30 protein-coding genes, 3 tRNA genes and 1 pseudogene are annotated in these 26,874 nt (G+C 66.4%); 12 read left to right on the top strand and 22 right to left on the bottom strand.

Annotated elements, in window-relative coordinates:
- Window positions 1-15: 15 nt before the first annotated feature.
- Entirely contained in the window at window positions 16-525 is a 510-nt protein-coding gene (locus ACW5IY_RS15320) for a DUF3011 domain-containing protein (protein ID WP_049434128.1), read from the bottom strand.
- A 242-nt stretch (window positions 526-767) separates the two neighbouring features.
- Between ACW5IY_RS15320 and ACW5IY_RS15315 the strand changes: the two genes are divergently transcribed.
- The gene (locus ACW5IY_RS15315; protein WP_049434130.1) at window positions 768-1,163 is read left to right on the top strand and encodes a hypothetical protein; all 396 of its coding nucleotides are present in this window, start codon (window positions 768-770) and stop codon (window positions 1,161-1,163) included.
- 24 nt (window positions 1,164-1,187) lie between these two features.
- Here ACW5IY_RS15315 and ACW5IY_RS15310 read toward each other — a convergent pair whose 3' ends face one another.
- Window positions 1,188-1,880 (bottom strand): aspartate/glutamate racemase family protein, encoded by a 693-nt coding sequence (locus tag ACW5IY_RS15310; RefSeq protein WP_049434133.1) that lies wholly within the window; start codon window positions 1,878-1,880, stop codon window positions 1,188-1,190.
- Window positions 1,881-2,030: 150 nt separating this feature from the next.
- Here ACW5IY_RS15310 and ACW5IY_RS15305 point away from each other — a divergent pair, with 150 nt between their 5' ends.
- From ACW5IY_RS15305 to ACW5IY_RS15295, 3 genes are all read left to right on the top strand, one after another.
- Window positions 2,031-2,663, top strand: coding sequence for a cation transporter (locus ACW5IY_RS15305; protein ID WP_049434135.1), 633 nt, complete (start codon window positions 2,031-2,033; stop codon window positions 2,661-2,663).
- A 97-nt stretch (window positions 2,664-2,760) separates the two neighbouring features.
- Entirely contained in the window at window positions 2,761-3,402 is a 642-nt protein-coding gene (locus ACW5IY_RS15300) for a LysE family translocator (RefSeq protein ID WP_019336882.1), read from the top strand.
- A 94-nt stretch (window positions 3,403-3,496) separates the two neighbouring features.
- The gene (locus ACW5IY_RS15295) at window positions 3,497-3,670 is read left to right on the top strand and encodes a DUF1328 domain-containing protein (protein ID WP_006380555.1); all 174 of its coding nucleotides are present in this window, start codon (window positions 3,497-3,499) and stop codon (window positions 3,668-3,670) included.
- Window positions 3,671-3,692: 22 nt separating this feature from the next.
- Here ACW5IY_RS15295 and ACW5IY_RS15290 read toward each other — a convergent pair whose 3' ends face one another.
- From ACW5IY_RS15290 to ACW5IY_RS15275, 4 genes are all read right to left on the bottom strand, one after another.
- Window positions 3,693-4,025, bottom strand: a complete 333-nt coding sequence (locus tag ACW5IY_RS15290) for an SMR family transporter (RefSeq protein WP_049434138.1) — start codon at window positions 4,023-4,025, stop codon at window positions 3,693-3,695.
- Window positions 4,026-4,038: 13 nt separating this feature from the next.
- A complete protein-coding gene (locus ACW5IY_RS15285) occupies window positions 4,039-4,611 on the bottom strand; it encodes a TetR/AcrR family transcriptional regulator (protein ID WP_049434141.1) in 573 nt (190 codons plus the stop codon).
- An 88-nt stretch (window positions 4,612-4,699) separates the two neighbouring features.
- Window positions 4,700-4,933 (bottom strand): DUF1653 domain-containing protein, encoded by a 234-nt coding sequence (locus tag ACW5IY_RS15280; protein ID WP_019660549.1) that lies wholly within the window; start codon window positions 4,931-4,933, stop codon window positions 4,700-4,702.
- A 12-nt stretch (window positions 4,934-4,945) separates the two neighbouring features.
- Window positions 4,946-5,230, bottom strand: a complete 285-nt coding sequence (locus ACW5IY_RS15275; protein WP_049434143.1) for a hypothetical protein — start codon at window positions 5,228-5,230, stop codon at window positions 4,946-4,948.
- A gap of 402 nt (window positions 5,231-5,632) precedes the next feature.
- Here ACW5IY_RS15275 and ACW5IY_RS15270 point away from each other — a divergent pair, with 402 nt between their 5' ends.
- The 3 genes from ACW5IY_RS15270 (at window position 5,633) to ACW5IY_RS15260 (ending at window position 6,905) form a co-directional block, all read left to right on the top strand.
- Entirely contained in the window at window positions 5,633-5,839 is a 207-nt protein-coding gene (locus ACW5IY_RS15270) for a hypothetical protein (RefSeq protein WP_049434145.1), read from the top strand.
- A gap of 131 nt (window positions 5,840-5,970) precedes the next feature.
- Window positions 5,971-6,534, top strand: a complete 564-nt coding sequence (locus tag ACW5IY_RS15265) for a DUF3011 domain-containing protein (protein WP_010486507.1) — start codon at window positions 5,971-5,973, stop codon at window positions 6,532-6,534.
- A 167-nt stretch (window positions 6,535-6,701) separates the two neighbouring features.
- On the top strand, window positions 6,702-6,905 hold the full coding sequence (locus tag ACW5IY_RS15260; protein WP_005417823.1) for a hypothetical protein: 204 nt from the start codon (window positions 6,702-6,704) through the stop codon (window positions 6,903-6,905).
- Between the two features lie 100 nt (window positions 6,906-7,005).
- Here ACW5IY_RS15260 and dxs read toward each other — a convergent pair whose 3' ends face one another.
- The 8 genes and pseudogenes from dxs to ACW5IY_RS15220 all read right to left on the bottom strand — a co-directional run bounded on the left by dxs (window position 7,006) and on the right by ACW5IY_RS15220 (window position 14,215).
- On the bottom strand, window positions 7,006-8,913 hold the full coding sequence (gene dxs / locus ACW5IY_RS15255) for a 1-deoxy-D-xylulose-5-phosphate synthase (protein ID WP_010486509.1): 1,908 nt from the start codon (window positions 8,911-8,913) through the stop codon (window positions 7,006-7,008).
- Between the two features lie 105 nt (window positions 8,914-9,018).
- On the bottom strand, window positions 9,019-9,684 hold the full coding sequence (locus tag ACW5IY_RS15250) for an HNH endonuclease (RefSeq protein ID WP_019336875.1): 666 nt from the start codon (window positions 9,682-9,684) through the stop codon (window positions 9,019-9,021).
- A gap of 488 nt (window positions 9,685-10,172) precedes the next feature.
- Window positions 10,173-11,961: pseudogene (locus ACW5IY_RS15245) on the bottom strand (acyl-CoA dehydrogenase C-terminal domain-containing protein).
- A 65-nt stretch (window positions 11,962-12,026) separates the two neighbouring features.
- The gene (locus tag ACW5IY_RS15240; protein ID WP_049401709.1) at window positions 12,027-12,503 is read right to left on the bottom strand and encodes an LEA/WHy family protein; all 477 of its coding nucleotides are present in this window, start codon (window positions 12,501-12,503) and stop codon (window positions 12,027-12,029) included.
- A gap of 162 nt (window positions 12,504-12,665) precedes the next feature.
- A complete protein-coding gene (locus tag ACW5IY_RS15235; protein ID WP_049437370.1) occupies window positions 12,666-13,217 on the bottom strand; it encodes a lipocalin family protein in 552 nt (183 codons plus the stop codon).
- Window positions 13,218-13,314: 97 nt separating this feature from the next.
- Window positions 13,315-13,890 carry a hypothetical protein gene (locus ACW5IY_RS15230; RefSeq protein WP_049437371.1) on the bottom strand — a complete coding sequence of 192 codons (576 nt, stop codon included), beginning with the start codon at window positions 13,888-13,890 and terminating at the stop codon, window positions 13,315-13,317.
- A gap of 100 nt (window positions 13,891-13,990) precedes the next feature.
- A tRNA-Phe gene (locus ACW5IY_RS15225) sits at window positions 13,991-14,066 on the bottom strand.
- Between the two features lie 73 nt (window positions 14,067-14,139).
- Window positions 14,140-14,215, bottom strand: a tRNA-Phe gene (locus ACW5IY_RS15220).
- Between the two features lie 334 nt (window positions 14,216-14,549).
- On the opposite strand from ACW5IY_RS15220, the gene ACW5IY_RS15215 reads away from it, so the two are divergent.
- The gene (locus ACW5IY_RS15215; protein ID WP_049437373.1) at window positions 14,550-15,575 is read left to right on the top strand and encodes an NADP-dependent oxidoreductase; all 1,026 of its coding nucleotides are present in this window, start codon (window positions 14,550-14,552) and stop codon (window positions 15,573-15,575) included.
- Between the two features lie 37 nt (window positions 15,576-15,612).
- Here the strand turns inward: ACW5IY_RS15215 and ACW5IY_RS15210 are convergent, their stop codons facing one another.
- On the bottom strand, window positions 15,613-16,455 hold the full coding sequence (locus tag ACW5IY_RS15210; RefSeq protein ID WP_049437375.1) for a bifunctional transcriptional activator/DNA repair enzyme AdaA: 843 nt from the start codon (window positions 16,453-16,455) through the stop codon (window positions 15,613-15,615).
- Window positions 16,456-16,587: 132 nt separating this feature from the next.
- Here ACW5IY_RS15210 and ACW5IY_RS15205 point away from each other — a divergent pair, with 132 nt between their 5' ends.
- Window positions 16,588-17,349 (top strand): SDR family oxidoreductase, encoded by a 762-nt coding sequence (locus tag ACW5IY_RS15205; protein WP_049437377.1) that lies wholly within the window; start codon window positions 16,588-16,590, stop codon window positions 17,347-17,349.
- Between the two features lie 6 nt (window positions 17,350-17,355).
- Here the strand turns inward: ACW5IY_RS15205 and ACW5IY_RS15200 are convergent, their stop codons facing one another.
- Window positions 17,356-17,841: a hypothetical protein gene (locus ACW5IY_RS15200; protein WP_049437416.1), complete on the bottom strand. Its 486-nt coding sequence runs from the start codon at window positions 17,839-17,841 to the stop codon at window positions 17,356-17,358.
- 160 nt (window positions 17,842-18,001) lie between these two features.
- Between ACW5IY_RS15200 and ACW5IY_RS15195 the strand changes: the two genes are divergently transcribed.
- Window positions 18,002-18,172: a hypothetical protein gene (locus ACW5IY_RS15195; protein ID WP_162838413.1), complete on the top strand. Its 171-nt coding sequence runs from the start codon at window positions 18,002-18,004 to the stop codon at window positions 18,170-18,172.
- Window positions 18,173-18,235: 63 nt separating this feature from the next.
- On the opposite strand, the gene ACW5IY_RS15190 is transcribed toward ACW5IY_RS15195, so the two are convergent.
- The 4 genes from ACW5IY_RS15190 to ACW5IY_RS15175 form a co-directional block, all read right to left on the bottom strand.
- Window positions 18,236-18,311: transfer RNA gene (locus tag ACW5IY_RS15190), tRNA-Ala, on the bottom strand.
- Between the two features lie 94 nt (window positions 18,312-18,405).
- Window positions 18,406-19,332: an alpha/beta hydrolase gene (locus ACW5IY_RS15185; RefSeq protein WP_049437381.1), complete on the bottom strand. Its 927-nt coding sequence runs from the start codon at window positions 19,330-19,332 to the stop codon at window positions 18,406-18,408.
- A complete protein-coding gene (locus tag ACW5IY_RS15180) occupies window positions 19,322-20,215 on the bottom strand; it encodes an alpha/beta fold hydrolase (protein WP_049437383.1) in 894 nt (297 codons plus the stop codon). Before ACW5IY_RS15180 ends, ACW5IY_RS15185 begins: the two co-directional genes overlap by 11 nt.
- A 21-nt stretch (window positions 20,216-20,236) precedes the next feature.
- Window positions 20,237-21,292 carry a sugar phosphate isomerase/epimerase family protein gene (locus ACW5IY_RS15175; protein WP_049437385.1) on the bottom strand — a complete coding sequence of 352 codons (1,056 nt, stop codon included), beginning with the start codon at window positions 21,290-21,292 and terminating at the stop codon, window positions 20,237-20,239.
- Between the two features lie 101 nt (window positions 21,293-21,393).
- Here ACW5IY_RS15175 and ACW5IY_RS15170 point away from each other — a divergent pair, with 101 nt between their 5' ends.
- On the top strand, window positions 21,394-21,975 hold the full coding sequence (locus ACW5IY_RS15170; protein WP_049437387.1) for a TetR/AcrR family transcriptional regulator: 582 nt from the start codon (window positions 21,394-21,396) through the stop codon (window positions 21,973-21,975).
- Window positions 21,976-22,155: 180 nt separating this feature from the next.
- Window positions 22,156-24,486, top strand: a complete 2,331-nt coding sequence (locus ACW5IY_RS15165; RefSeq protein ID WP_049437389.1) for a TonB-dependent receptor domain-containing protein — start codon at window positions 22,156-22,158, stop codon at window positions 24,484-24,486.
- 75 nt (window positions 24,487-24,561) lie between these two features.
- Here ACW5IY_RS15165 and ACW5IY_RS15160 read toward each other — a convergent pair whose 3' ends face one another.
- Complete coding sequence (locus tag ACW5IY_RS15160; protein WP_049437392.1) at window positions 24,562-25,635, bottom strand: hypothetical protein; 1,074 nt, start codon at window positions 25,633-25,635, stop codon at window positions 24,562-24,564.
- Between the two features lie 90 nt (window positions 25,636-25,725).
- Window positions 25,726-26,805: a ribonuclease D gene (rnd, locus tag ACW5IY_RS15155; protein WP_049437393.1), complete on the bottom strand. Its 1,080-nt coding sequence runs from the start codon at window positions 26,803-26,805 to the stop codon at window positions 25,726-25,728.
- Window positions 26,806-26,874 lie beyond the last annotated feature (69 nt).

The following is a 26,874-nucleotide window of genomic DNA, read 5'->3' as shown; positions in this document are numbered from 1 at the left end:
GCGCGTGGCAGGCAGTCAATACACCCGGAACTCGGCACGGCAGCCGTCGCTGACCCACACGCCGCGACGGTCCCAGCCCCAGTTGCGGTCCTCGATGCAGGTCGTCACCGATTTCTGCTTGACCAGCCGTACCCCGTGACGAACGCGAATCCGGCACTCCTTGTCCTTGTTCTCGTAGGACTCGCAGACCAGGCGTTCACCCTCGTTGTCGCGGTCACGGCCGCGGCCACGTCCCGGCCAGCGCCCGTATCCGTCGGCGACGAACTCGGCACGGCAGCCATCGGTCACCCACAGCATGCGGCGGCTCTGGCCCCAGTTCTGGTTCTCCACGCAGCGGGTGACTGACAGTTGCCTGGCCAGGCGCATCGGGCCCTGGATGGGGCATTGCTCGGTCTTGTTGAACTGGGATTCGCAGCGCAGCGCTGGAATGTGATCAGTGTCGTAGTCCTGGGCGGCCACGGCGGTGGCGGCCAGCAGCAGGGCAAGGGCGGCGCCGGTGATCGGCAGCAGCGGGCGAAGGGTCATGGGGAGCCTCGAGCGGGGATTCGGGCGGCAAGAATGACCCAGCACGGGGCCGTCGGAACGCATCGTTCCGGAAGTGGCTCAGTAAGGATTTAGTAGTGCGCACGGGCCCATGCAGAGGCTTACATCCCGTATCATCGCTGCACATCCGATCGCATCGGTTTACACCTTCTTACATGTCTTCCACGCCTGTCGGCGCAGCCTGTGGCTGCCGTCACTGGTGTGCGGGCGGCCTGTGGGGGAGGATGCGCGGACCACGACGACCACAGGGGGTTGCGTTGATCAGCAGTACCGTCATTCATCGCTCGGCCGACGCAGGCGGCGCCGAGGTGCGGGTCCTGGACACCACGTTCAAGGGCAAGCACGTGTTCATTGCCTGGGGTCTGCGCGGGCCGGAACTGGCCCGCAGCGCGGACCCGGCTGCGACCGTGGCCGCACGCAAGGCGCTGCACGCGGTTGCCGGCCACAGCGAAGGGCCGCGCAGCCCGGAAGTGTTCATCGCCAACCAGTCGGCGGTGGCGATCACGGTCTATCGCCTGCTTACCGAAGCGCGCTCCGGCGATGCCATCTTCTTCCTCTGCGATTCCCAGGCGGTGGTCGAGTGGCTGATCACCGCGCTGGAAGTGCAGGGCGCGGACTGATTCCGCGCTGCATCGAAGGCAGGATCAGGCCAGTGCTGCGTCCACCGCAGCCCGCGCATGCAGGGCAGTGGTATCGAACAACGGCACTGCACTGTCCTCCGGGCGTACCAGCAGCATGATCTCGGTGCAGCCAAGAATGATCGCTTCGGCACCGCGCGCCACCAGTCGCGCGATCACGCCGGCATAGACCTGCCGAGAGTGCTCGCTGACCACGCCGGCAATCAGCTCCTGGTAGATGATGTCGTGCACGCTGCGCCGGTCATCGGCATCGGGCACCAGCACTTCCAGATCGAAGCGATCCTGCAGCCGGCCGCGGTAGAAGTCCTGCTCCATGGTGAAGGCGGTGCCGAGCAGGCCCACCTTGCGTGCGCCTGCCTGCACGATGGCCTGGGCGGTGGGGTCGACGATATGCAGCAGAGGCAGTGGGCAGGCCGCCTCGATGCGGTCGGCCAGCGTGTGCATGGTGTTGGTGCAGACCAGCAGCAGATCGGCACCACCGGCCTGCAGGCGCCGTGCGGCGTCGACCATGTGGTCGCCCAGTGCATCCCAGTCGCCGTCGTGCTGCAGCTGCTTGATCGGGGCGAAGTCCACCGACCACAGCAGCAGCTGCGCGGAGTGCGCGCCACCGAGGCGCTGCCGCACGTCCTCGTTGATGAGCCGGTAGTACTGGGCCGAGCTTTCCCAGCTCATGCCGCCGATCAGGCCGAGAGTCTTCATGCATTGCTCCAGGGAAGAGGGGGTCATTGCAGCACAATGAGGAAGGGCATTGCGCAATACGTGGGCGTTGGGCAGGTCCGCGAGCGGGGTCTGATCGACCCCGGTGCTGCTGCGGCGCGATAATGTCGCTACCAATGGGAGGGCGGGGCGATGGGCGAGTGTTGCGGCTGTGGCAAGACCCTGGACGTGGCGGCGATGCAGGCGCGGCACCGGCGCGTGCTGTGGATCGTGCTGCTGGTCAATCTGGCCACCTTTGCGTTGATGGTCGCTGCTGCCGGGTACAGCCATTCGTCCTCGCTGTTGTCTGGCGCCCTGGACAACCTGGGTGACGCGGCGACCTATGCATTGAGCCTGGCCGTGGTCGGCGCAGGCCTCGTGGCCAAGGCGCGGGTTGCCCTGTTCAAGGGGCTACTGATCCTGGTGGCAGCGCTCGCGGTGGCTGCGCAGATCGGATGGCGGTTGCTGCATCCGGAGGTGCCCCTGTTTGCCAGCATGGGCCTGGCGGCGCTGCTCAACCTGGCCGCCAACGCGGCGTGCCTGTGGTTGCTGACCCCTTATCGCAACGACGACATCAACCTGGCGTCCGCCTGGGAATGCTCGCGCAATGATCTGTATGAGGGCGTATCGGTGCTGCTGGCCGCGGGCCTGGTAGCGCTGTTCGGTGCGGGTTGGCCGGATCTGCTGGTAGCGGTCGCACTGCTGGTATTGTTCCTGCGCTCGGCGTTGAGGGTCCTGCGCTCGGCCTGGGTAGAGCTGCGCAGCGCGCGTCTGCTGACGTCGTGAGTACGCGTCTGTAACCGTCGCATCCGCGTCAGGCTGTATGTGACGCAGGCCATGGTCACGCTCTAAGCTTGCTGGGTTTTCCTGCGTGGATGTTGAAATGGCCCTGCATACCTGGTGGTGGTTCCTGGCCACGGTGTTCGTTCTGTGTGGCACGCCGGGGCCGAACATGCTGCATATCCTCGGCCGCAGCGTCGGACTCGGCTTCCGCGGCAGTGTGCCGGCGATGGCCGGCTGCCTGCTGGCGATGCTGCTGGTGCTGGCCGCGTCCGCTGCTGGCCTGAGCGCATTGCTTCATTCCTCGCCGATGCTGTTCGAAGTGCTGCGCTATCTGGGTGTGGCCTACCTGGCCTGGCTGGGCCTGAAGGCATGGCGCGACAGCTGCCGTCCCGCGCCTGCGGTGACGGTGGATGCGGCACTGCCGATGACGCCGACGCTTGGTGCCTGGACCGTGTTCCGTGGTGGCCTTCTGGTGGGCCTGAGCAATCCCAAGCTGCTGCTGTTCGCGGCGGCGTTCCTGCCGCAGTTCGTTGATCCGTCACGCGGCCAGGCGTTGCAGTACAGCGTGCTGGTGGCCACCTTCGCCGCCTGCGAACTGTTCTGGTACGTGATGTATGCAGCAGGTGGCCATGGCCTGCGCCGCTGGCTGGCCAAGCCGTTTGCACGACGCTGGTTCGAGCGGCTGGTGGGCAGCGTGTTCCTGGCGTTTGCCGTCGCGCTGCTGCGCTTCCGTCCGCGCTGATTCACGCCGCGCACGCGGCCTGTTCACGACTGCCGCATCGGCCACGGCCTAGCCTGATCATCCAGTACGCAGTCCCCGCGGGGAAAGGTTTGACATGATCAAGTGGGCCATCATCTTCGCCATCATCGGCGTCATTGCGGGCGTGCTCGGCTTCGGCGGCATTGCCGGTGCCGCGGTCGGCATCGCCAAGTTCCTGTTCTGGGCCGGCATCATCATTGCCGTGGTGCTGTTCCTGCTCGGCATGACCGTAGCGAAGAAGGTCAGCTAGCGTTGATCACGCAGCAGCGTGCTCAGTGTGCGCTGCTGCGCGAGAACAGGTTGATCACCAGCACGCCGGCGCAGATCAGGCCGATGCCGATCAACGCCGGTGCATCCAGGCGCTGCTTGAACACTACCAGCCCGATCAGCGAGATCAGCACGATGCCGACGCCGGACCAGATCGCGTAGGCGATGCCGGTCGGGATCGACTTCATGGTCATCGACAGCAGGTAGAAGCACAGCCCGTAGCCGACCAGCGCGCCCAGCGTCGGCGCCAGCCGGCTCATGCCGTCGGAGGCCTTCAACAGTGATGTGGCAATCACTTCCAGCATGATGGCTGCAGCAAGGTAGAGGTAGGGATTCATTGCGCGCTCCAGCTCACTGCGGGTCGCACAGTTTCAGGGCCTGTTCGGCCATGGCCAGTGCGTTGATGCGTTCCTCCTCGTCCAGCGGCCGGCCGTAGGCCGTGGCCCAGTAACCATCGGCCGCGCAGCGCGCCGCATACAGTCGGGGATCGTTGGCTTCGCCGGCGAATTCGGCCAGCATCGCACGCTTCCAGGTGCGCCAATGCGCGAGCAGGGCCGGTTCCATCAGGTTGCCCAGGGTCAGGCCGATGTCGTTGTCCTGCTCCTGCTGCAGCAGATGCTCGAAATTGGCCTGCACATAGGCGCGGCTGAAACGGCCATGGCCTTCGGGATTTTCCTGCAGCAGGGCGCGTACCCGCGCTTCGAACTCGCCGATGAGCGCGCCGACGGCTTCATCCACCAGTGCCTGCTTGCTGCTGAAATGATGGAACAACGCACCCTTGCTGACACCAGCGGCCTGCGCGACGTCCTGCACGGTCAGCGCGGCCAGGCCGTTACGGCCGATCACTTCAATGGTGGCCTGCAGCAGTGACTGGCGCACGCTGTCGGGCGCCTTGCGGCGCGAACGGGAGGGGGATGCGGACATGGGGGGAAGAAACCGACTGGACGGTACGATTGTAGCGCAGGCCCGCTGTGTTGCCGCGCGCTGCCGGCCTGGACCGGCAGCGGAACCGTCATGCGTCGATGCGGGCGAAACGAGGCTGCGGTCCGTGCTCGCCGGGCACCTGCTCGACGAACATGGCGTACGGCCGTACCCACAGGCCGCCTTCGCCATACAACGCGCGGTACAGCACCATCGGCTGCAGGGTCTCGCTGCTGCGGACGATGTCCAGCACTTCGTACTCGCCGCCCTTGAAGTGGCGGTAGCGGCCCGGGGCCAGGGTGGGGAGCGGACTCAGCTCAGCCATGGTGGGCGCGACTCACTTGCGCGCCGGGCTGGCCGGCTTTGCGCAATAGGCGTTGATGGCTTCGGCGGTATTGGCCAGGCCCTGTGCCTGCGCCAGTTCCCACGGGCGTTCGCAACGCTGGCTGTGCTCGCACCACTGGTAGCCGGCCGAACCGATGCAGCCATGCGCATCGCGATCACCGCCGACCACCGGCGTGGCCGGCGACGTGGCTGTCGCTTCGGCGTGCGTGGGTGCCTTGTCCGGGCTGGCGCAGGCGACCAGGACCAGCAGCGCGGGAATCAGAAGAAGGGATTTCATCGGCGGAGCTCCGTGCCTAAAGCAACAGTGTCGACCGCAGGAAAAACGGCAGCAAGTGCTCAGTGCAGGGCGGCGCGGATCAGTTCCTCGATCAGCACCAGATAGCTGGCCACGAAGTAGAACTTCAGCAACGTCGAACGCTGCTGCGAGAAGAAGGTGCGCATGTGGAAGGGGCCCCTGTTGGTGACGGTAGTGTGAAGCTCTGCCAACTCCGTGACAAGGGTCACGAAAGGGATTCACTAAACGGCCTCAGGGATGTGAGGGCGGTGCGGTCTGACAGTCCGGCGCGGCATTTTCGTACAAATCTGATAGGCCATCCCGGAGGTGCTCGCTAGCCTGATGGTGTACCGGCGCTCAGGGCCTTCCGCTGCCGGCGTGCCTTCATTCCGCAGGAGTCTTCCAATGGTCATTACCGTTAAATGCAACGCCCGGCACTGGTCCGTACTGGATCCGCAGGCGCATGACGCCACCCGTTATGCACGGGGCGCCGAGGCTTTCGATGTCGCTGCGGCGCGGGCCCTGGAGCACCACCGCCGTACCGGCCAGCGCAGCACGGTACGGGTCGAGGCGCTCGGCAATTCGGTGGACGCACTCCACGTCGGAAGTTGACGCCACCGGCCGAGGCGCAGTCAGCCACGGTTGAGTTGTTTGAATGGGGAAAAAACCGCCGTAGGGCGCCCCCTGTGCGCCGCGCAACGAATCCCGGATGCTTGCGCCATCGTATTCATCCGGAGATCCCGATGGGCAAGGCACTCACCTGGCGCACCCTGGCCTGCACCCTGCTGCCAATGCTGGCGGCCGCGGGCGGCGCGCAGGCGCAGAGCTATGGTTACGGTTATGACGACGATCGCTACGGCGGTCGTGATGGCGGCGGCATCGTACGCTGCGAATCGATCAAGAACCGCAGCAATGAATGCCGCCTGGAAGGCCGTGCCCGGATGATCCGCCAGTTGTCGGGCTCGCCGTGCGTGGAAGGCGAGACCTGGGGACAATCGCGCTACGGTGTCTGGGTTACCCAGGGCTGTCGTGCCGAGTTCGTTGGCGAGTACCGCCGCGGCGGTGGCTGGGGTGGTGGCCATGGCAACGGCTGGGGCAATGGCGGCAATGGCTGGGGTGGGGGTGAGGTGATCACCTGCCATTCCAACGGTCATCGCCAGGAGTACTGTGATGCGCGCATCCGTCGTGGTGTGCGCCTGGTCCGTCAGGATTCACGCAGCGCCTGCATCGAGGGCCAGACCTGGGGCTGGGACCGCCGTGGCATCTGGGTCAGCGACGGTTGCCGGGCGCAGTTCCAGGTGAATTGAGCACGCGCCTCGAAAATCAGAATAATCTGATACAGCTCACATTTTGAACGTCGTATCTTCTGCGATCAGGGCACCTCTGCGTGCCCCTGATCCGCCGCGATGAAGTCTGCCGTAACCGGCACGCCCGTCCCGCCACCGTCGATACGCTGCCTCAAGGAGTGAGCTGCATGTTGATCCGCCTGCAATGCGAGCAACGCCAATGGCGCGTGCTGCACCCGGACCGGCCGGAACCGATCGAGTTCCGCGATGGTGCCCGGGCCTACGATTTCGCTGAAACCCTCGCACGCCTCCACTTCGTCGACACCGGGCAGCGCGCTGCGGTGCGGGTGGAGGCCAGCGGCGCGTTCGTGGAAGCGGTCAGCTACGGCTGAGGGCTGGGGCTCCCTGATCTGTCCCCACGCATGGCGTGGATCGACCCCTGTTCCGCAGTGGATCCACGCCATGCGTGGATCCACTGGGTGGTGACCGGTCTCAGCCTGCCGCGCTGAGGGGCGGGGTCCCGGCAGCCAGCTGCGGCCAGCGCTTGAGTACGGCCGCGCGGATGCCTGCGGCGTCGATGCCGGCTTCGGCCAGCAGGTCCTCGCGGCTGGCGTGGTGCTGGTAGCTGTCGGGCAGGCCCAGGTGCAGGATCGGGCGCAGCACGCCTTCGGCATTGAGCAGCTCACCGACGCCGGAGCCGGCGCCACCGGCCACCACGTTGTCTTCGATCGTCACCAGCCCCTCGTGCTGGGCGGCGACAGCCAGCACCAGCTCGCGGTCCAGCGGCTTGATGAAGCGCATGTTGACCACGCTCAGGCCCAGTTCGCGGCCAACCTGTTCGGCGGCGGCCACGGTGCTGCCGAAGGCGAGCAGGGCGATACGACTGCCCTGCAGGCGAAGCTCGCCCTTGCCGATCGGCAGGGTGGAAAGGTCGGTGCCTGCGGCGACGCCGGTGCCGGTGCCGCGCGGATAGCGCACGGCGGCCGGGCCCGGGTGCTGCAGGCCGGTGCTGAGCATCTGCCGGCACTCGGCTTCATTGGATGGCGCCATCACCACCATGTTCGGCACGCAGCGCAGGAAGCTCAGGTCGAGGTTGCCGGCGTGGGTCGCACCGTCCGGGCCGACCACGCCGGCGCGGTCGATCGCGAACAGTACATCCAGGTCCTGGATGGCCACGTCGTGCACCAATTGGTCGTACGCGCGCTGCAGGAAGGTCGAATAGATCGCCACCACCGGCTTGCCACCCTGGGTCGCCATGCCGGCGGCCAGCGTGACCGCGTGCTGTTCGGCGATCGCGACGTCGAAATAGCGCTGCGGGTATTCCTTGCTGAAGCGCACCAGGCCGGAGCCTTCGCGCATCGCCGGGGTGATGCCGTACAGGCGTGGCTCGGCAGCGGCGGCATCGCACAGCCAGTCGCTGAACACGTCGGTGTAAGTGGGCTTCTTGGCGCCGGCCTTGGCCACCAGGCCCTTGTCCGGATCGAACGGACCCACCGCGTGGTAACCGATCTGATCGCCTTCGGCCGGCTCGTAGCCCTTGCCCTTGGTGGTCATCACGTGCAGCAGCTTCGGGCCCTTGGAGGCGCGCAGCGTCTTCAGCGTGGACAGCAGGGCGGGCATGTCGTGGCCGTCGATCGGGCCGGTGTAGTGGAAGCCCATTTCCTCGAACATCGTGGACGGCACGAACATGCCCTTCCAGTGTTCTTCCCAGCGCTTCACGAAGCGCGCCGGGTTGTTCTTCTTGTCGCCGAGGATCTTCTTGCCGCCTTCGCGCAGTGCATTGAGCGTGCGGCTGCCGGTAGCACGGCCGAGCATCTTGGTCAGGCCGCCGACCGCCTCGGAGATCGACATGTTGTTGTCGTTGAGGATCACCAGCAGGTTCGGCTCCGGCTCCATGCCGCCGGCGTGCATCAGCGCTTCGAAGGCCATGCCGGCGGTCATCGCACCGTCACCGATCACCGCTACGACCTGGCGGTTGTCGCCTTCGGACTGGCGAGCAATGGCCATGCCGAGCGCGGCCGAGATCGAGGTCGACGAATGGCCGACGCCGAAGGTGTCGTACTCGCTCTCTTCACGCTTCGGGAACGGCGCCACACCGTCCTTCTGCTTGACGGTGTGGATCTCGTCGCGGCGACCGGTCAGGATCTTGTGCGGGTAGGTCTGGTGACCGACGTCCCAGACCAGCTGGTCCTGCGGGGTCTGGTACAGGTAGTGCAGGGCCACGGTGAGTTCGATCACGCCCAGGCCGGCGGCGAAGTGGCCGCCGCTCTTGCCCACCGATTCGATGAGGTAGGCGCGCAGTTCGTCGGCGACCGCCCTCAATTCGGATTCGTCGAACGTGCGCAGGTCATCCGGTGTCTGGATGCGCGCGAGGCGGGGATAGCGGGCAGAGTCGATCATCATGTTCGCACTTGTTCTGAACGCCCATTTTCGCCCTCAAACGGGGGTGGGGCAAGCAAACGCCGCCGCCCGTGACAGGACGGTGAGGGTTGCATTTTCGGCGATTCAGGTGCTCAGTTTTGAGCGCTTCGGCAATTGCGCCTTCAGGAAGGCCATCTGGTCGGCCAGGATGTTGCGGTTGGACAGGATCAGATGCTCGATCCAGCTGGGCCGGTAGGGCACCGCCAGCAACGGCATTCCGGCCTGCTGCGGGGTGCGGTCGCTCTTGCGCGAGTTGCAGTGGAAGCAGGCGGTGACCACGTTTTCCCAGCAGTCCAGGCCGCCCTTGGACAGTGGCATGACGTGGTCGCGGGTGAGCGTGGGGCGGTTGAACTGCTGGCCGCAGTACATGCACAGGTGGGCGTCGCGGGCGAACAGGGCCGGGTTGGTCAGGTTCGGCGTCGGGTCGATCGCGCGGGAGCGGGCGTGGCCGCGGGCGGCGATGATCGGGTGCAGGTCCATGCCGCTCTGCAGACCGCTGAAGCGATTGGTGCCGCCGTGGATGTGCAGGCAGGGATCGCCGAGTGTCCAGGCGACGGCTTCGCGGGCGTAGAGGCACGCCGCATCCTGCCAGGTGATCCAGTCCAGTACGCGTCCGTGGGCATCAAGCGAGAGCAGCCGGACCGAACCGGGGCGATGCAGCGTCGTGGCGTTGGGCGATGCTTCGGCGCCCGGAGCAGAAAACGGAGCTCCGGCTTCGATCAGACCCAAGCGTGTAGTGTCTGTCTCCATCGGGAGAACAGCTTATACCTGAATTGTTGCGTTTTGGGTATCGCCACTTGGGCGATACCCAAAACGCAACAATTCAGGTCCGCGCATTCCTCCTATTCCCCGCGCCTTTGGCGCGCCCCCTTTAACAAAAGGGGGCTTTTCTCCAGAGGGATTTCGTTGGTTTCCATCCACGCGTGGCGTGGATTTACCGTGTCGACCAAGGTCGACACCTACCAACAGCAGCAGAAATCTGTCGAAGGCGGGGTGGGTCCGGTTGCGGGGGCGTGAGCCGCATGGGCCCGAGGCATGCCTCGGGCGGGTTGGGCAGGACGCCCAGCCCCGGTCTTGCCGTGTGCGCAGGACTGCGCACACGAGCAAGCGGCGACCGAGCTTACATGGACGTACTTGCAGCGCCCCCCGCAATTGGACCCACCCTGCCATCCCTCAGGAAGCCGGCTGTTGCTGTTGCTCCAGCCGTTGCTTCCGCGGGTGCCGGGCGGCAGCCCGGCTCAGGCGCCGAAGCGCTCGTCGTCCATCGCCATCAGCGGGGCGGCGCCGGCCTGGATGGCGGCGGCGTGGCTGAGGGTGCGCGGCAGCACGCGGGCGAAGTAGAACCGCGCGGTCTCGCGCTTGCCCTGGGCGAAGGCGGCGCCGTGCGCGCTGGCGTCGGCGGCGGCCACGCTGCGGGCCCACCAGTAGGCCAGTACCACGTACCCCGAATAGAACAGGTAGTCGTAGCTGGCCGCGCCCAGTTCGTCCGGGTTGGCGGCCGCGCGCTGCAGCACGTCCATCGTCAGCTTGCCCCATTCGGCGGCCTTGGTGCGCAGCGGTCCGATGAACTCGGCCAGCGCTTCGTTGCCCTCGTGTTCCTTGGCGAAGGCTTCGATCTCGGCCAGCATCAGCTTCAGGCCGGCGCCTTGGCTGGACGCGGTCTTGCGGCCGATCAGGTCCAGCGCCTGGATTCCGGTGGTACCTTCATACAGCGTGGTGATGCGGGCGTCGCGCGCCAGCTGCTCCATGCCGTGCTCGCGGATGTAGCCGTGGCCACCGAAGCACTGCAGGGCGTTGTAGGTGTTCTCGATGCCCCACTCGGTCTGGCAGGCCTTGGAGATCGGGGTGAGGAAGCTCACCAGGGTGTCGGCGCGCTCGCGCTCGGCGGCGTCCTCGGCATGGTGGGCGACATCGATCAGGGTGGCAGCGTGCAGGGCCAGCAGGCGGCTGCCCTCGACCAGCGACTTCACCGTCATCAGCATGCGACGCACATCCGGGTGGACCAGGATCGGGTCGGCCGGCTTGTCGGGGAACTTGGCGCCGCTGAGGGCGCGCGACTGCAGGCGCTCACGGCTGTATTTCAGCGCATTCTGGTAGGCGCGCTCGGACAGGCCGATGCCCTGCAGGCCCACACCCAGGCGCGCGGTGTTCATCATGGTGAACATGGCCTGCAGGCCCTTGTGCGGCTGGCCGACCAGGTAACCCTGCGCACCATCGAAATTCATCACGCAGGTGACCGACCCCTTGATGCCCATCTTGTGCTCGATCGAGCCGCAGCGCAGTGCGTTGCGCTCGCCGACGTTGCCGTCGCGGTCGACCTTGAACTTGGGGGTGACGAACAGCGAGATGCCCTTGGCGCCCGGAGGGGCGTCAGGCAGCTTGGCCAGCACCAGGTGCACGATGTTGCCGGTCAGGTCGTGCTCGCCGGCGGTGATGAAGATCTTGGTGCCGGTGATCGCGTAGCTGCCATCGGCATTCGGCTCGGCCTTGGTCTTGAGCAGGCCCAGGTCGGTGCCGCAGTGCGGTTCGGTCAGGCACATGGTGCCGGTCCAGCGGCCTTCGATCAGCGGCTTGAGGAAGGCCTCGTGCTGCCAGGCTTCGCCGTGCTGCTTCAGCGCTTCGATGGCCGTGCGAGAGCAGCGGGAAGTTGCCCCACGCCAGGTTGGCGGCGTTGATCATTTCGTTGAGCGGCACGCCCAGGGTGTGCGGCAGGCCCTGGCCGCCCAGTTCCGGTGAGGCGGTCAGGCCGGTCCAGCCGCCATCGACGAACTGGTCGTAGGCCTGCTTGAAGCCGGGCGGGGTGGTCACTTCACCGGTGGCCTGGTCGAGCACGCAGCCGATCTCGTCGCCGACGCTGTTGAGCGGGGCCAGCACGGTGGCGCTGAAGCGGCCGGCTTCTTCCAGCACGGCATCGACCACGTCGGCGGTGGCGTCGGTGAAGCCCAGGCGGGCGAACAGGGGTTCGACCTTGAGCACATCGTGCAGGGCGAAACGGAGGTCGGAAAGCGGGGCGGTGTAGCTGCTCATCGGTACGTCTCGATTTGATCAGGGACAGGGGGAGCGGCGCCGGGCGCCGCGGCGGAAAGCGGGAGTCAGCGCAGCACGCCCGGCAGGCCCGGGGCCTGGTTGAGGGTGCTGCGGCTGCTGATGTCGAAGCTGCGCTGCTTCTTTTCCTGCGGCGTGGCCGCCACCGTTCCCTTCAGGCCGTAAGCCAGGGTGCGGTTGCTGGCCAATGCGTCGGCCACCACCAGGCGCGCGGCCGAGCTGGGCACGAGGTCGACCTGGATGACATCGGCCGAGGTGCCGCCGATGGAGATGCCCGGCTTGGCCTGCAGGGTGCCGGCGTCGCTGTCGCCGACGGTCAGTGCCAGCGCGACGTCATCGAAGGTCATGGGCATGGAGCTGTAGTTCTGCAGGCGCAGGGCCACGGTCCAGTTGCCGTCGGCGCGCACGGTCAGCTGCTGCAGGCTGGCCGCCGGTTCCGAAACACGCTTGACGATGCCGTTGTTGCAGGCAACAAGGGCGAGGGTGCACAGGACGATCAAGGCGATACGGAAACGGTGGAGCATGGGCGCAGGTCCTCTGGAGGGGTGCGTTGGATAAGCATACTACGGCGTATGGTCGTTTGGATCGCCTGTGGCGACCCGTCGCAGAGGGTAGCGCGTGAAGATGGCGGCCGGGCGTGCGCGGCGCCGGATGGCGCGCGCGTGGTGCGCCGGATGCGGGGAGGTTCAGTCGGCGGGTGTATCGCGAATCGGGGCCATCAGGCGCAGCGGGCCGAGGTCGTAGCCCATGGCTTCGGCTTTTTCTTTCAGCTGTTCGAACCGGGCGCGATCCATTTCCGGCAGGCGCGAGAGGATCCACAGGTACTTACGGTCCGGTTCACCGACCAACGCCCACTGATAGTCCGGGTCCAGGGCCAGGACCCAGTAGTCGGCCCAGACCAGTGGCACCCAGCTCAGCCAGTCCGGCACGAAGCGCACCTGCAGCTGGCCGGGATGGCCGGCAACCGGGCGTGCTACCCCTTCAGCAACCACACGTTCTCCGTCGCCGTTGCGGCAGGCGTTGGTGACACTGATGCGGCCATCGCGGCGCAGCCCGTAGTTGGCGGTGATTTCGCCGACGCACTGTTTCTGGAATGACACCGGAAGATGCGCGATCTCGTGCCACTGGCCGGCATAGCGATCGATGTCCAGCGTGTCGACCGCGCGCACCGGCTCGGCGGCGATCACCGGCAGGGCGGCCAGCAGCAGGCAGGCGAGCAGGGCGGGGCGCAGAGGCATCGGCGTACTCCGTTAAGGAGTCCTGAGCTTAGGCGAGCGGCCAAGGCCACGTGTAAAGGTTCCATGCGCCGGCAACCATTGCCGCCGTCTGTTGCAATTACTGCTCGAACGGGCGTTGACTGCGCTCGTCGCCGTCAAAGGTAAGCGTTCGCGTATGCAGTGTGCCGCTGCTCATATCCCATTTGAAGGTGTCCAGCCCTCCGCCGCCGGTTCCCTTGGAATGCAGGCGTACTGCGCCGCGGGTCAAATTGTCGGTCAGCAGCAGTTGCGCGGAGCCGTCGGCGTCCACACGGAGTCCGGCCCGGTCCCGCCAACGGTCCTCGCCCTGTCCCTTCGGGGCATCCAGGGCAAGAGCGACGCTGTCGTCCTCGAATGTACTCAGGCCGCCTCGCTCGGCGCCGGAGGCATCGAAAATCAGGATGCCCGCTGCTCGGCTTCGTCGCCCGTCTTCTGCGCTGTCCTGGCCAATCTCCACCCGCACCACGCCGTGCTCGTCGAGTACCTGCAGCTGCCGCGTGCTCAAATGATCGACGTGTAATGGGGCATCGCGCTGCGAAAGCATCCAGGCCGTGACTGCGGTCAGGCCCAGCAACAACACGGACAGCCCGGCAACCAGCCAGTGCAGGCGTCGCAGCGATTGCTGCAGTTGCGGTAGAGAAGGGGCGTCATCCATGTCATCAGTGCTCCATGCAGTGAACCAAGGACGGTACTACAGAGCCGGCAGGCACGGTCGCGCAAAAAAAAAGACCTGCATTTCTGCAGGTCTCTGAAGATGGTGGCCGAAGACGGAATCGAACCGCCGACACGGGGATTTTCAATCCCCTGCTCTACCAACTGAGCTACTCGGCCAAATTGTGTGGCAACCGTGATCAAACCCGGTTTCCGGAAAAAAAAGACCCGCATTTCTGCAGGCCTTCGAAAGTGGTGGCCGAAGACGGAATCGAACCGCCGACACGGGGATTTTCAATCCCCTGCTCTACCAACTGAGCTACTCGGCCACATGTTTCGTTGCAGCGAGGTCGCTGCCAAGGACGCGTATATTACGGAGGTCGCCTGCCTTCGGCAAGCGTTTTGCCAAGATTTCTTCACATTGCCGTCTGCGCGCGCGCAAGTGCTTGATCCTCCGTTGTGGGGCGGGGCGTGGCCAATCGATCATGGCCTGCGGTGGAAATCAGCAGGTCGCCGCGATCGCCAAAGCTGCAGGGGCAAGGGGGGCGCCGGACCCGCGCGGGTCCGGGCAATGGAACGCTGTTTTCGTGGCCGCCATCGGGGATCGCCGCGGCGTAGTGTCGGCAGTCCTTTCCCAATGCTGGCAACAGCAGAGACCTGGCCATGTCCGATTCCTCGACCACCTCCCGCATCGTGCTTGCGTCGCGTCCGCAGGGGGCGCCAAGTGCAGCCAATTTCCGCCTGGAACAAGTTGCGTTGCCGTCATTGGCCGCTGGCGAGGTGCTGCTGCGCAACCGCTACCTGTCGCTGGACCCGTACATGCGCGGACGCATGGACGAGGGCCCGTCGTACGCCGCGCCGGTGGCGGTGGGCGAGGTGATGGAAGGGCAGACCGTGGCCGAGGTGCTGCAGTCCAATGCCGAGGGCGTGGCCGCAGGTGAGCTGGTGCTGGCGCCGGGTGGCTGGCAGACCCATGTGGTGCTGCCGGCCAAGGCACTGGGGCGCCGGCTGGATCCGGCCGGGCTGCCGCTGAGTACGGCGCTGGGGGTATATGGCATGCCCGGCTTCACCGCCTATTCCAGCCTGCATGAAATCGCCCGTTTGAAGCCGGGCGAGACGTTGGTGGTGGCTGCCGCGACCGGGCCGGTGGGTGCGACCGTGGCCCAGCTGGCCAAGCTGCAGGGCGCGCGCGTGGTCGCCATCGCCGGTGGCGAAGCCAAGCGTGCCTATCTGCAGACGCTGGGCGTGGACGTGGCGCTGGATCATCGCGCCGCTGATTTCGCCGCCCAGCTGCGCGCAGCGGTGCCCGCGGGTATCGACGTGTATTTCGAGAACGTGGGCGGGCACGTGCTGGATGCAGTGCTGCCGCTGCTCAACGATTTCGCCCGCATTCCGGTGTGCGGCACCATCGCCACCTACAACGAGCGCGGCGTCGAGCAGCCCGGGCCGGACCGGTTGCCCGCACTGTTCAGCCAGATCCTGCGCCAGCGCCTGACCGTGCGCGGTTTCATCGTGCACGACTTCAACCATCTGTGGCCGGACTTCGAACGCGAGATGCCGCAGTGGCTGCGCGAAGGCCGCATCCAGTACCGCGAGGATGTGGTGGAAGGGCTGGAGAATGCGCCGGAGGCGTTCTTCGGGCTGCTGAAGGGGCACAACTTCGGCAAGCTGGTGGTGAAGCTGGATTGAGGGCTTGGCGGTGTGCCGACCAAGGTGGGCACCTACCTCAGGCAGTCGAGGCCTTTTCCCGGCGCAGCAGTTCGCGCTTGCGCGCTACGCCCCAGGCATAGCCGGACAGGTCGCCGTCGCGGCGCACCACGCGGTGGCAGGGAACTGCCACCGCCAGCGGGTTGCTTGCGCATGCACGTGCTACGGCACGGCTCGAGCGGGGCGCGCCGATGCGTGCGGCGACATCCGCATACGACGCGGTCTGCCCGCGCGGAATCTGCTGCAGCGCCTGCCATACCCGTTGCTGGAACGCGGTGCCGCGGATGTCCAGCGGCAGCGTGGCGCCCCGCGTGGGATCCTCGACCAGGCCCACCACCTGTGCCACCAGTTGTTCATAGCCCTGGTCGGCGCCGACCAGTTCGGCCTGGCGGAAGCGTTGCTGCAATGACTGCAGCAGCGTCTCCGGATCGTCGCCGAGCAGGATCGCGACCACGCCGGTGGCACTGCTGGCGACCAGCACGCTGCCCAGTGAACTTTCGGCAAGCGCGAAGTGGATGACTTCGCCGCGACCCCCTGCGCGCCATTGCTTGGGAGTCATGCCCAGCAACTTCGGTGCGTTCTCGTAGAAGCGTCCGCTGGAACCGAAGCCGGCATCGTGGAAGGCGTCGGTGATGCGTTCCTGTTGTTCCAGCCCGGTGCGCAGGCGATCGGCGCGCAGCGCGGCAGCGTACTGCTTCGGGGTCAGCCCGGTGGCCTCCTTGAACAGGCGGTGCAGGCGGGTTGGGCTGCAACCCGCGATCCCGGCCAGTTCCTGCAGCGAGGGTTCGTCGTGGCTGGCCTGAAGGTGGCGGCAGACCCGTTCGACGCCGGCATCGAGGGCGGTGGTGGCGGTACTGTCCATGGCCGGATTCTGGCACGCGCCGGTGCTGCGGAAACTCCGTTTCCTGCACCGATGGGCCGGGCCCGGAAACGGAGTGTTGGCAGGCGAGAGGCGCGGCATCGTGGCGGCCACTTCACAATCGGTACCACGACCATGCGCCTGAACAACAAGATCGCTCTCATCACCGGTGCCAGCGCCGGCATCGGCCGCGCCAGCGCCCTGCGTTTCGCTGCAGAAGGGGCAAAGCTGGTGCTCAACGCACGGCGGCCGGAGCCGCTGCAGGCGCTGGCCGAGCAGATTCGCGCCGCCGGTGGCGAAGCCGTGGTACATGCCGCCGACGTGGCCGACCCGGGCACGGCGCAGGCGCTGGTCGATCTGGCCCAGCAGTCATTCGGCGGCCTGGACATCGCCCTCAACAATGCCGGCATGCTTGGCCCGGGCGTGCCGGCGGCGGAGTTCCCGGTGGACGCCTGGCGCGACGTGATGGCGACCAATCTGGATGCCGCCTTCCATGCGGCACGCGCGCAGTTGCCGGCACTGCTGGCGCGCGGCGGCGGCTCGCTGGTGTTCGTCGGCACCTTTGTCGGTCACACCGTGGGATTCCCAGGCATGGCGGCCTATGCGTCGAGCAAAGCCGGGCTGATCGGCCTGACCCAGGTGATCGCTACCGAATACGGTGCGCGCGGCGTGCGCAGCAACGTGCTGCTGCCCGGTGGCACCGATACCGAGATGGGGCGGCAGGCCGCACCCACCGGCGATGCCCGCGACTTCGTGCGCTCGCTGCACGCACTGAAGCGCATGGCCGAGCCGGAGGAGATCGCCAACGCGGCGCTGTTCCTTGCCAGCGATGAAAGCAGTTTCGTTACCGGTACCGCGATGCGCGTGGAGGGTGGGGTGTCGATCACCCGCACCTGAGCGGGGTCACGAGCGTGGCGCGTAGCGGATACCGCTGCTGGCCATGAAGCCTTTCGGATCGAAACGGGCCCAGGCTTCGCCCCAGTCGAACCGGGCGTGGCCGCCGGCCAGCTTGCGACCCAGCGCGGCACCCAACGTGCGGCGCATGAAGGCGACTTCGGCATCGATCGCGGTCTGGGTCGGCCAACCGTCTTCCAGTGTTGCACCGGGCAGATCGACGCCCATCGTCACCATGTCGAGCTGCTGCCCGTGGAAACACAGGCTGATGCCGGCGGGCGCACCGCCCAGGCTGAGCCGGTGCAGGCTGAGCCAGTGATAGCCGGTGCCGACATCGCGCTGCCCTCGCACCAGCGCGGCGTAGGCGACACGCGCCTCATCCCGTGACAGGGTGGGGCCGATCAGCGTCGGCAGGTTGCCGAGCTGGATGCTGCCGTCGGTCGCATTGAGGAGCATCGGCAACACGTGCGCAGCGTGCTGGGCAGGAGAGGGCATGGCATACCGGTAGGCGTGGTGCCCCGGATTCTGGCTGCGCGGGGGCTGCGGCGGCAAGCCAGTCCTGCACATGACGTTGGCGCAGGACTGACCTGCGGCTTACCCGGCAACCTCTAGCGTGGTGGGCAACGAGGGCCCGGCGCCGGCGTGGGAGATTTCGATGAACGAGCGAAGCAAGGGTCAGGACCCGAAGCAGGGCATCCAGGAAAGTCGCCAGGACAGGAAGCAGGACGATGTGGCCAAGCAGCGGCCGGGCCAGCGCGATCAACAGGTGCGTGATACACACTCGCGCAGTCCACATCGCAAGGATGGCGGTGAGGAGCCGGCCTGAGCCGTGGGCGCTTATAAAGAAAAAACCCGCAGATCATGGAGATCTACGGGTTCTTCTGAATAGTGGTGGAGCCAAGGAGGATCGAACTCCTGACCTCGTCATTGCGAACGACGCGCTCTCCCAGCTGAGCTATGGCCCCACGGCAGGCTTTCAGTGTAGCGCTGCCTGCCGGGCTTGCCAAGCGCCGGGCCGGGACGGCGGCAGGCGTTGATCTGCCGCCGCCCCCAGCCGGTTCAGGCCAGCGCCTGGCGCAGCAGATCGCCCGCGCGCTGTACCGCCACGCCAGTGGAAACAGCCACGCCCTGCAGGTGGATGCAGGCATGGATCATCCCCGGCAGCCGCTCCAGCGTGCAGTCGACACCCGCAGCCTGCAGGCGGTGCGCGTACTGCTCGGCCTCGTCGCGCAGCGGATCGTGCTCGCAGCTGAGTACGGAGGCTGGCGCCAGTCCCTGCAGGTCTGTTGCCTGCGCGGGCGAGGCCAGTGACGGTGGCTGATCCAGATCACCCAGATAGGCCTGCCAGCAGCGCTGCATCAGTTCGGCGCTGAGGTAGTAGCCCGCGGCGTAGTCGCGGTAGGAATCGCTGCCCATGCCGGCATCCAGCGCCGGGTACAGCAGCAATTGGTGGCACGGTTGCGGCAGGGCCCGTTCGCGCAGCAGCAGGCAGCAGGCGGCGGCGAGGTTGCCACCGGCGCTGTCGCCGCCGATCGCCAACCGTTGCGGGTCCAGGTCGAGGCGCTCGGTGTTGTCCTGCAACCACTGCCAGGCGTCGGCGACGTCATGCAGTGGAACCGGGAACGGGTGTTCCGGCGCCAGCCGGTAGCCCACGGCCACAATCACGCAGCCGCTGGCATTGGCCAGCGCACGGCAGGGGCCGTCATAGACCGCCAGCGAACACTGGAACCAGCCGCCACCGTGAGCGAACAACAGGGCCGGCGACGGGCCATCGCGCAGCCCTTGCGGTGTATAGAGGCGGACCTCCAACGCATGCCCGTCGCGTGCGATCACCGTGTGCTCGATCACGCGTGCAACCGGCTGCGGCGCACCCTGCAGCGTCGGCAACGCCCCCTCGCTGATCGCACGCAGTTCCCGCAGATCGTCGGGCAATGGCTGTGATGCCACAGCGTCGACGAACTGCTGCAGTTTCGGTTCAAGCCGCATGGCGCGCCTCCTGCAGGAATGGCAGCAGCTGCGCGAGGAACGCCTGCGGCGCTTCTTCCATGATGAAGTGACCGCAGCCCGGCACGATGCTGCCGCGCACGTTGTCGGCGTGCGGTTGCAGGGTCAGCATCGGCGCATCGGCGGTGGCGTGCTCGGCGCCGATGGCCAGCACCGGCATCGCCAGCCGGCGTTGTGCACGTTCCTTGTTCTGGCGGATGGTTTCCGGAATCGCGCGGTACCAGGCGAAGCCGGCCCGCAGCGCGCCGGGGCGGCTGTAGGCGGCGATGTAGGTGTCGGCAGCCACCGCGTCACGGCGGTACGACCAGCGGTCGAACATGAATTCCAGATAGGCGCGCTCGCGGCCACTGATCAGTGCCTCGGGCAGGTCCGCCACCTGGTTGAACATGAAGTGCCAGAGGAAGATATTGTCGGCCGGCGCAGCGAAGATGCCCGGTTCCGGCGCCAGGCCGGGAATCACCGCTTCGGTGACGGCCAGCTGGCGCACGGCCTGCGGCTGGTCGCTGGCCAGCGCATAGGCAATCCACATGCCGATGTCATGCCCGACCACCTGGTAACGGTCGTGGCCCAGCGCCTGCATGGTCTGGTGCAGGACGGCGGCGGCGCTGCCGGTGTCGTAGCCGTGGGTGGGGCGGTCGGATTCACCGATGCCCGGCGGATCAACCGCGATGGCTTCGAAACCAGCCTCGGCCAGCGCGTGCAGCACGTGGCGCCAGGCGTACCAGGTCTGCGGCCAGCCGGGAATCAGCAATACGGGTTCACCGTGGCCTGCGGATACGCAATGCACGCGCTGGCCGTCGATGCGCAGGTAATGGTGGCGCAGCGAAGCGTCGCCGGCAGCGCCAGCGGAAAGGGAAGTGGTCATGGGGGAGTGCTCCGTTGGGGCTCAGGCGATGCCGAGCATCTGCTGCATCTGTGCGGTGCTGATCGGTGCACCGGCGAAGTCGTCGAAGATCTTGTCGGTGACCGGAATGATGTGGTCGCGGATGAATGCGGCGCCTTCGCGTGCGCCGGCTTCCTGGTCCTTCAGGCAGCACTCCCACTCCAGCGTCGCCCAGCCCTGGTAGTCGTACTGGGCCAGCTTGGAGAAGATCGACTTGAAGTCGACCTGGCCATCTCCCAGCGAGCGGAAGCGGCCCGCACGTTCGGTCCAGTCGGCATACCCGCCATAGATGCCCTGGCGGCCGTCGGGGCGGAACTCCGCATCCTTGACGTGGAACATGCGGATCAGCGGGTGGTAGATGTCCAGGAACTGCAGGTAATCCAGCTGCTGCAGCACGAAGTGGCTGGGATCGAACAGGATGCGGCAGCGCTGGTGCTGGCCGACGCGCTCGAAGAAGCGCTCGAAGCTGGTGCCGTCATGCAGGTCTTCGCTGGGATGGATCTCGTAGCAGAGGTTGATGCCGTTGTCCTCGCAGGTATCGAGGACCGGCCGCCAGCGTCGTGCCAGTTCATCGAAGGCCGCGTCGATCAGGCCCGGCGGGCGCTGCGGGAACGGGAACAGGTAGGGCCAGGCGAACGAGCCGGAGAAGGTGCCCATGTCCTGCAGGCCGAGACGGCGTGACGCGCGCGCGGCCAGGTGCAGCTGCTGCTGCGCCCATTCGCTGCGGGCCTTCGGATTGCCGCGCAGTGCTTCCGGCGCGAAGCCATCGCAGAGTTCATCGTAGGCCGGATGCACGGCCACCAGCTGGCCGAGGATGTGGGTGGTCAGTTCGCTGACCTGCAGGCCGTGCTCGGCGAGGGTGCCGCGAATGTCATCGCAGTAGTCCTGGCTGTCGGCGGCGGTGGCCAGATCGAACAGGCGTGCATCCCACGCGGGAATCTGCAGGGCCTTGAAACCGTGGCCGGCGGCCCACGCGGCAATGCCGGCAAGTGAGTTGAAAGGGGGTTGGTCTCCGGCGAACTGCGCCAGGTGCAGGCTGGGGCCCTTGAGGGTCTGCATGTGTTGCTCCAATTGTTTGTCGGTCGACAAAGAATAGGCGCGACCCTCGCGGTGGTCAACACCCGCGTTACACTGCGCGCCTCACTGGAGCAGGCAGGCAGATGGCAGGGCGACCGCGCGAATTCGACAGGGACCAGGCGTTGCGCAAGGCGATGCTGCTGTTCTGGCAGCACGGCTATGAAGGCACGTCGATGTCGGCACTGGTCGAAACGCTGGGCATCGCGTCGGCGCGCATCTACGCCGCGTTCGGCAGCAAGGAGCAGCTGTTCCGCGAAGCCGTGGCGCTGTACGAAGAGGGCGAGGGCGGTTTCGCGCCGCGCGCGCTGGAGCAGGCAACATTGCGTGAGGCGATCGGTTCGATGCTGCGCGAAGCCGTGCTGACCTACACCCGTCGCGGGCGCCCGCATGGTTGCCTGGTGGTGTCCTCGGCCAGCAGCGTGTCGCCCGATGGCGAAGGCGTGCGGGACTGGCTGGCCAGCCATCGTCGCCAGCGCACGGCGGCGATCATCGCGCGCCTGCAGCAGGCGCAGGCCGAGGGTGAGCTGGCCGACGACGCGGCAGTGCAGGCACTGGGCGATCACTTCGCCACGGTGCTGCATGGCATCTCGGTGCAGGCCCGTGACGGCATCAGCCGCGAGCGCCTGCTGGCGATGGTCGATGTCGCGTTGACCCCGCTGCCCTGAGTCAAGCCTTCAGGGCGTGCGGAATGCCCGGTGACTGTGCCGAAACCGCTTGTTTCGCCGGGTTTGAGTGCTGCGCAACGAAATCGTAACAATTTGGGGGATAATGGCCGCTTGCGCAGTTTTCCTCCTTTTTGCCGCCCGGCCCGCGCAGGCCGCACGGACGCCTCCTCAGAGCATTGCATGCCCTCCCATACCGATTCCCGCCGCCTGTCGGGTCTGTCGTCTTCCCTTGTTTCCTTCCGCCGCCACCCGCTGGCACTGGCCTGTGCCGGCCTGGCCCTGGTCGGCAGCTTCGGTGCCGCCGCGCAGGACAGCGCGCCGACCCCGACCGGCCTGGACACGATCACCGTGACCGCCGAACACCGTGAGCAGAACCTGCAGGAAGTGCCGGTTTCGGTCGGCGTGGTGCAGGGCGAGCGCATGCGCGACTTCACCGCCGGCGGCGACGACACCCTGCTGGCGCTGTCCGGCCGCGTGCCGAGCCTGTATGCGGAAACCACCACCGGCCGCATCTTCCCGCGCTTCTACATCCGTGGCCTGGGCAACATCGACTTCTACCTGGGTGCCTCGCAGCCGGTCTCGATCATCCAGGACGACGTAGTGCTGGAACACGTGGTGCTGAAGTCCAACCCGGTCTATGACGTGGACCAGGTGGAAGTGCTGCGCGGCCCGCAGTGCTCGCTGTTCGGCCGCAACACCACCGCCGGCATCGTCAAGTTCGACACCCTGAAGCCGACCCAGGACTACACCGGCCGCGTCAGCGCCAGCTATGCGACCTACAACAGCGTGTCGATCGACGGCGGCTTCGGCGGCCCGATCAACGACATCGCCTCGTTCCGCGTGTCGGCGCTGTACCAGCACCGCGACGACTACGTCGACAACACCTACAAGGGCCCGAGCGCCGACGGCACGGTCAGCCCGAAGAAGAATGCCATGGGTGGCTTCGATGACCGCAACGTGCGCGCGCAGCTGCTGCTGACCCCGAGCGACCAGTTCTCGATCCTGGCCTCGGCCCACGCCCGCGATTACGAAGGCACCTCGACCCTGTTCCTGCGCGGCGCGCTGACCAAGGGCTCGAACAAGACCGACGTGCCGCGCGACAAGGTTGCCTACGACGAAGCTGACAACAATCCGCAGGCCTACAAGACCTACGGCGGTTCGGTGAAGGCACGTTACGACTTCGGCGCGATCGACTTCACCTCGATCACCGCCTACGAAACCACCTCCGGCTACAGCCGTGGTGACACCGACGGTGGCGCCGCGGCGAACTTCCCGGTGAACGGCGTGCCGAACGGCTACGGCCAGTCGATGGGCCGCATCCGCGACCTGGACCAATGGACCCAGGAATTCCGCCTGGCCAGCCATGACGACAGCGCCCTGCAGTGGCAGGCCGGTGCGTTCTACTTCAACGGCAGCGACACCACCGACTTCTACCAGCGCGCATGGTTCCTGCAGGGCGCGGCACGCAACCCGAACAACTGGGTGCGCCTGCGCAACAAGAACACCTCGTGGGCCGGTTTCGGCCAGCTGAGCTACGCCTTCACCGACAAGTTCACTGTCACTGCCGGCCTGCGCCAGACCAAGGACGAGAAGCACACCCGTCTGCTGAAGACCGCCGATACCGCCGCCGGCGTGGTCACCTACAAGGGCCGCACCGACGTCAAGATGTCCGACACCACGCCGAGCTGGGATCTGAGCGCGATGTATCAGTTCACCCCGAACGTGAGCGTCTACGCCAAGGTCGCGCGCGGTTTCCGTGGCCCGACCATCCAGGGCCGTTCGGCGGTGTTCAATGCCGACTTCACCACCGCCGATTCCGAGACGATCCTGTCCTGGGAAGCGGGCGTGAAGAGCAGCCTGTGGGACAACCGCCTGCGCCTGAATGCCACCGCGTTCACCTACACCGTCAACGACATCCAGCTCAACGGCAACGATTCGGACGGCAACGGCGTGCTGTTCAACGCCGACAAGGCCAAGGCCTACGGCTTTGAAGCCGACATGGAACTGCGCCCGATCCCGAACCTGACCCTGAGCGCCGGCCTGAGCCTGCTGCACAGCGAGATCAAGGACAAGCGCGTCTACGCGCAGGTCTGCGGCCTCAACGGCCAGGTGGTCTGCACCGTCGGCGACCCGACGATCAAGGTCGGTGCCAACACGTTCGCCCAGATCGACGGCAACCCGCTGCCGAACGCGCCGAAGTACAACGTCAACCTGGCCGCCCGCTACGACTTCCCGGTCAGCGACGCCGGCACCATGTTCGTCTCCACCGACTGGAACAAGCAGGGTTACACCAGCTTCGTGCTGTACGACAGCAAGGAGTTCAACTCCAAGGGTGATTTCGAGGGCGGCCTGAAGATCGGCTACTCGGGCAACTATGGTGCCTACGAAGTGGCGCTGTTCGCGCGCAACATCACCAACGAGAAGAACCTCAAGGGTGTGATCGAGAACTACATGGCGGCGGTTTACAACGAACCGCGCACCGTGGGTGTCTCGTTGAACATGAACTGGTAAGCCTTACCCCGTCGTGTAACGGAAACGGCGCTCATCGAGCGCCGTTTTTAGTTGCTGGCCAGGCATCATCCGTGCTCAAGGCGTGGCGCTGACGCCCTTGCCCAGCGCTGCATCGGACGGCGCACTGGGGCCCAGCACCTGCAGCTGCATCGCCTCCATCCGCTCCAGTACCTTGCGCTGCTTGCCGTTGAGGCCGCGCGAGGTGATTGCGATGTGCTTGCGTGCAGCGTCCAGCGGCGCGGGTTGGTAGTGCACCCTGAAGCGGCGCAGGGCGCATCCCGTCAGCTTGTCGACCGGTGCGCAGTCGTTCGCGTTGAAATCGATATCGCCGTCGGCGGCAACAATGAAGGGGCTGAGCAGGATCTGCCCTTCGCGGGCAGTGAAGCCTAGTGGCGCGTGGGCCTTGGCGATGACCGCCTGGATGCGTAGGGCAGGGATATCTTCAGGGACGATCCTGTCATCCCAGTAGCCTTCGGTCGGGCGCGAGGTTTCGTAGTTCTGGGTGCCCCATGCCACGCAGTTGCCGGAGGCCACATGCACCGAGATGCAGACCTGCTGGGAGTGCTGATCGGTCAGGACGCCGGGTGGTACCCAGACCTTCTTCCAGGAATAGAAACGGTAATCGACGTCGGCCAGGCGGGTGGCGCCGATGTCCTTCGATACTTCGTCCGTGGTCCCTAGCGGCTTCAGCTTGGCTACGCGGGTGTTCAGGCGGTAGTTCTCCGCACCGTTCAGCAGATAGGTGCCCGGCGGAATCAGATGCACCTCGAACACGTCCATCAACACCGTCCGCTGCGGGCCGGTTTCCAGTTCGTTGGTGTTGAACAGCTGCACATAGCCCTGGGAGGGAATGTCCTTGTGCTGGAAGGACACTCGCGTCGAGAACCCGGGTAGGTCGGTCGAGCGGTTGCCCAGATGAAAGCCTGGGACCGGAGAGCCGACGCCTGGTCCGCCGTTGTGCACGGCATACGGGGCCGGCACCAGCACGGCAACCAGACCGTCGCGGGTGGCACCGTCAATGATGTCCACCAGCTTGGCTGTGTTCTCCTTTTCCTGTGCATAGGAAAGCGGTGCTGCCTGCCCAGAGCATGTCAGGCCCAACGTGGTTAGCAGCAGTGCGCAGGCGGTCGCGATCTTGAGGCTCCGCATCGACGTCTCCTTGTCAGTACCGGCAAACCCTAGCACGGCCCCTGCAGGCTTGAGGTGCACGGCGCCGGCGTGGTCCGGCGCCTTGTGCCATCAACGTGCGGGCAGCAGCGCCTGCAGCCGCGACTCCAGTTCCTGCTGGCGCCAGCCGGCCAGTGCGGCTGGCCATTGGCGGCGTTCCAGATAGCTTTCCAGATGCTTGCGGGATGCCAGCACGCCATCCGGCAGGCCCAGCTCGCGGCTGCGTTCGGCCACCGCGTCCTGCAGCTTCTTCACTACCTGCTTGTTGCTGTCGTTGGCGGGCAGTGCCAGCGGTGCCTCGGCCTCATCGGCCAGCGGCGTGGACAGTGCCTGCCAGACCGCGCCTGCCAGCTTGCGCGGTGCCTTCGGGAACTGCTCGAACAGCTTGCCCAGCGCAGTCTCGTCGGCCGGTGGCGTGCGCGCCAGGGTGGCGGCCAGTTCGTTGTCCAGGATCCAGCTTCGCGGGCGGTCGCTGTTGCGTGCCTGCACATCACGCCAGCGCAGCAAGCGCAGCAGGCGGTGCTGTGCGGCGGCGTCGAGGAACTGCGCCGAGCGCATCGCCAGATGCGGCCAGCGGTCCTCGTCGTTGGCGACGCTGGCCAGCAGGCGCTCGCCATCGTCGTGCAGCCACTGCTGGCGGCCGAGCGCCTGCAGCTTGGCATCAATGGCGTCATGCAGCGCGAACAGGTGCTCGACATCGTCGGCGGCATACTGCAGCTGCGACTCGGAAAGCGGGCGGCGCATCCAGTCCGAACGGGTTTCGCCCTTGGCCAGCGCCACGCCGGTGATCTCCGCCACCAGCTTCTGGTAGCCCATGCCGCCGCCGATGCCGGCCAGCGATGCCCCGATCTGGGTGTCGAACAGTGGTCGCGGCAGCACGCCGCACGCCCACTTGAAGGCGACCAGGTCTTCGCTGGCGCTGTGCATCACCTTGGTGATGGATTCATCGGCCAGCCACGGTGCCAGCGCCTCGGTCATGCCGGGAATCAGCGGGTCGATCAGCAGGATGTCCTGCCCGACCGCCATCTGCACCAGGGCCAGCTGCGGCCAGAAGGTGCGTTCACGGATGAATTCGGTGTCCAGGCCGATGCGGGTCGGGCGCTGCTGGAAGTACGCATCCAGCTCGGCGGGGGTGGTGATCCAGGTTGCCACGGTTCAGGGCCTACTACTCGGGTTTGCTCAGGCAGGGGAGAATAGCCTAACGTCGGTGCGCGTCCGTGC

The sequence above is a fragment of the Stenotrophomonas sp. C-A genome (genome assembly GCF_054030835.1).
Note: the sequence above shows the minus strand (reverse complement) of the source record. Positions and strands in the feature narration are given on the sequence as shown.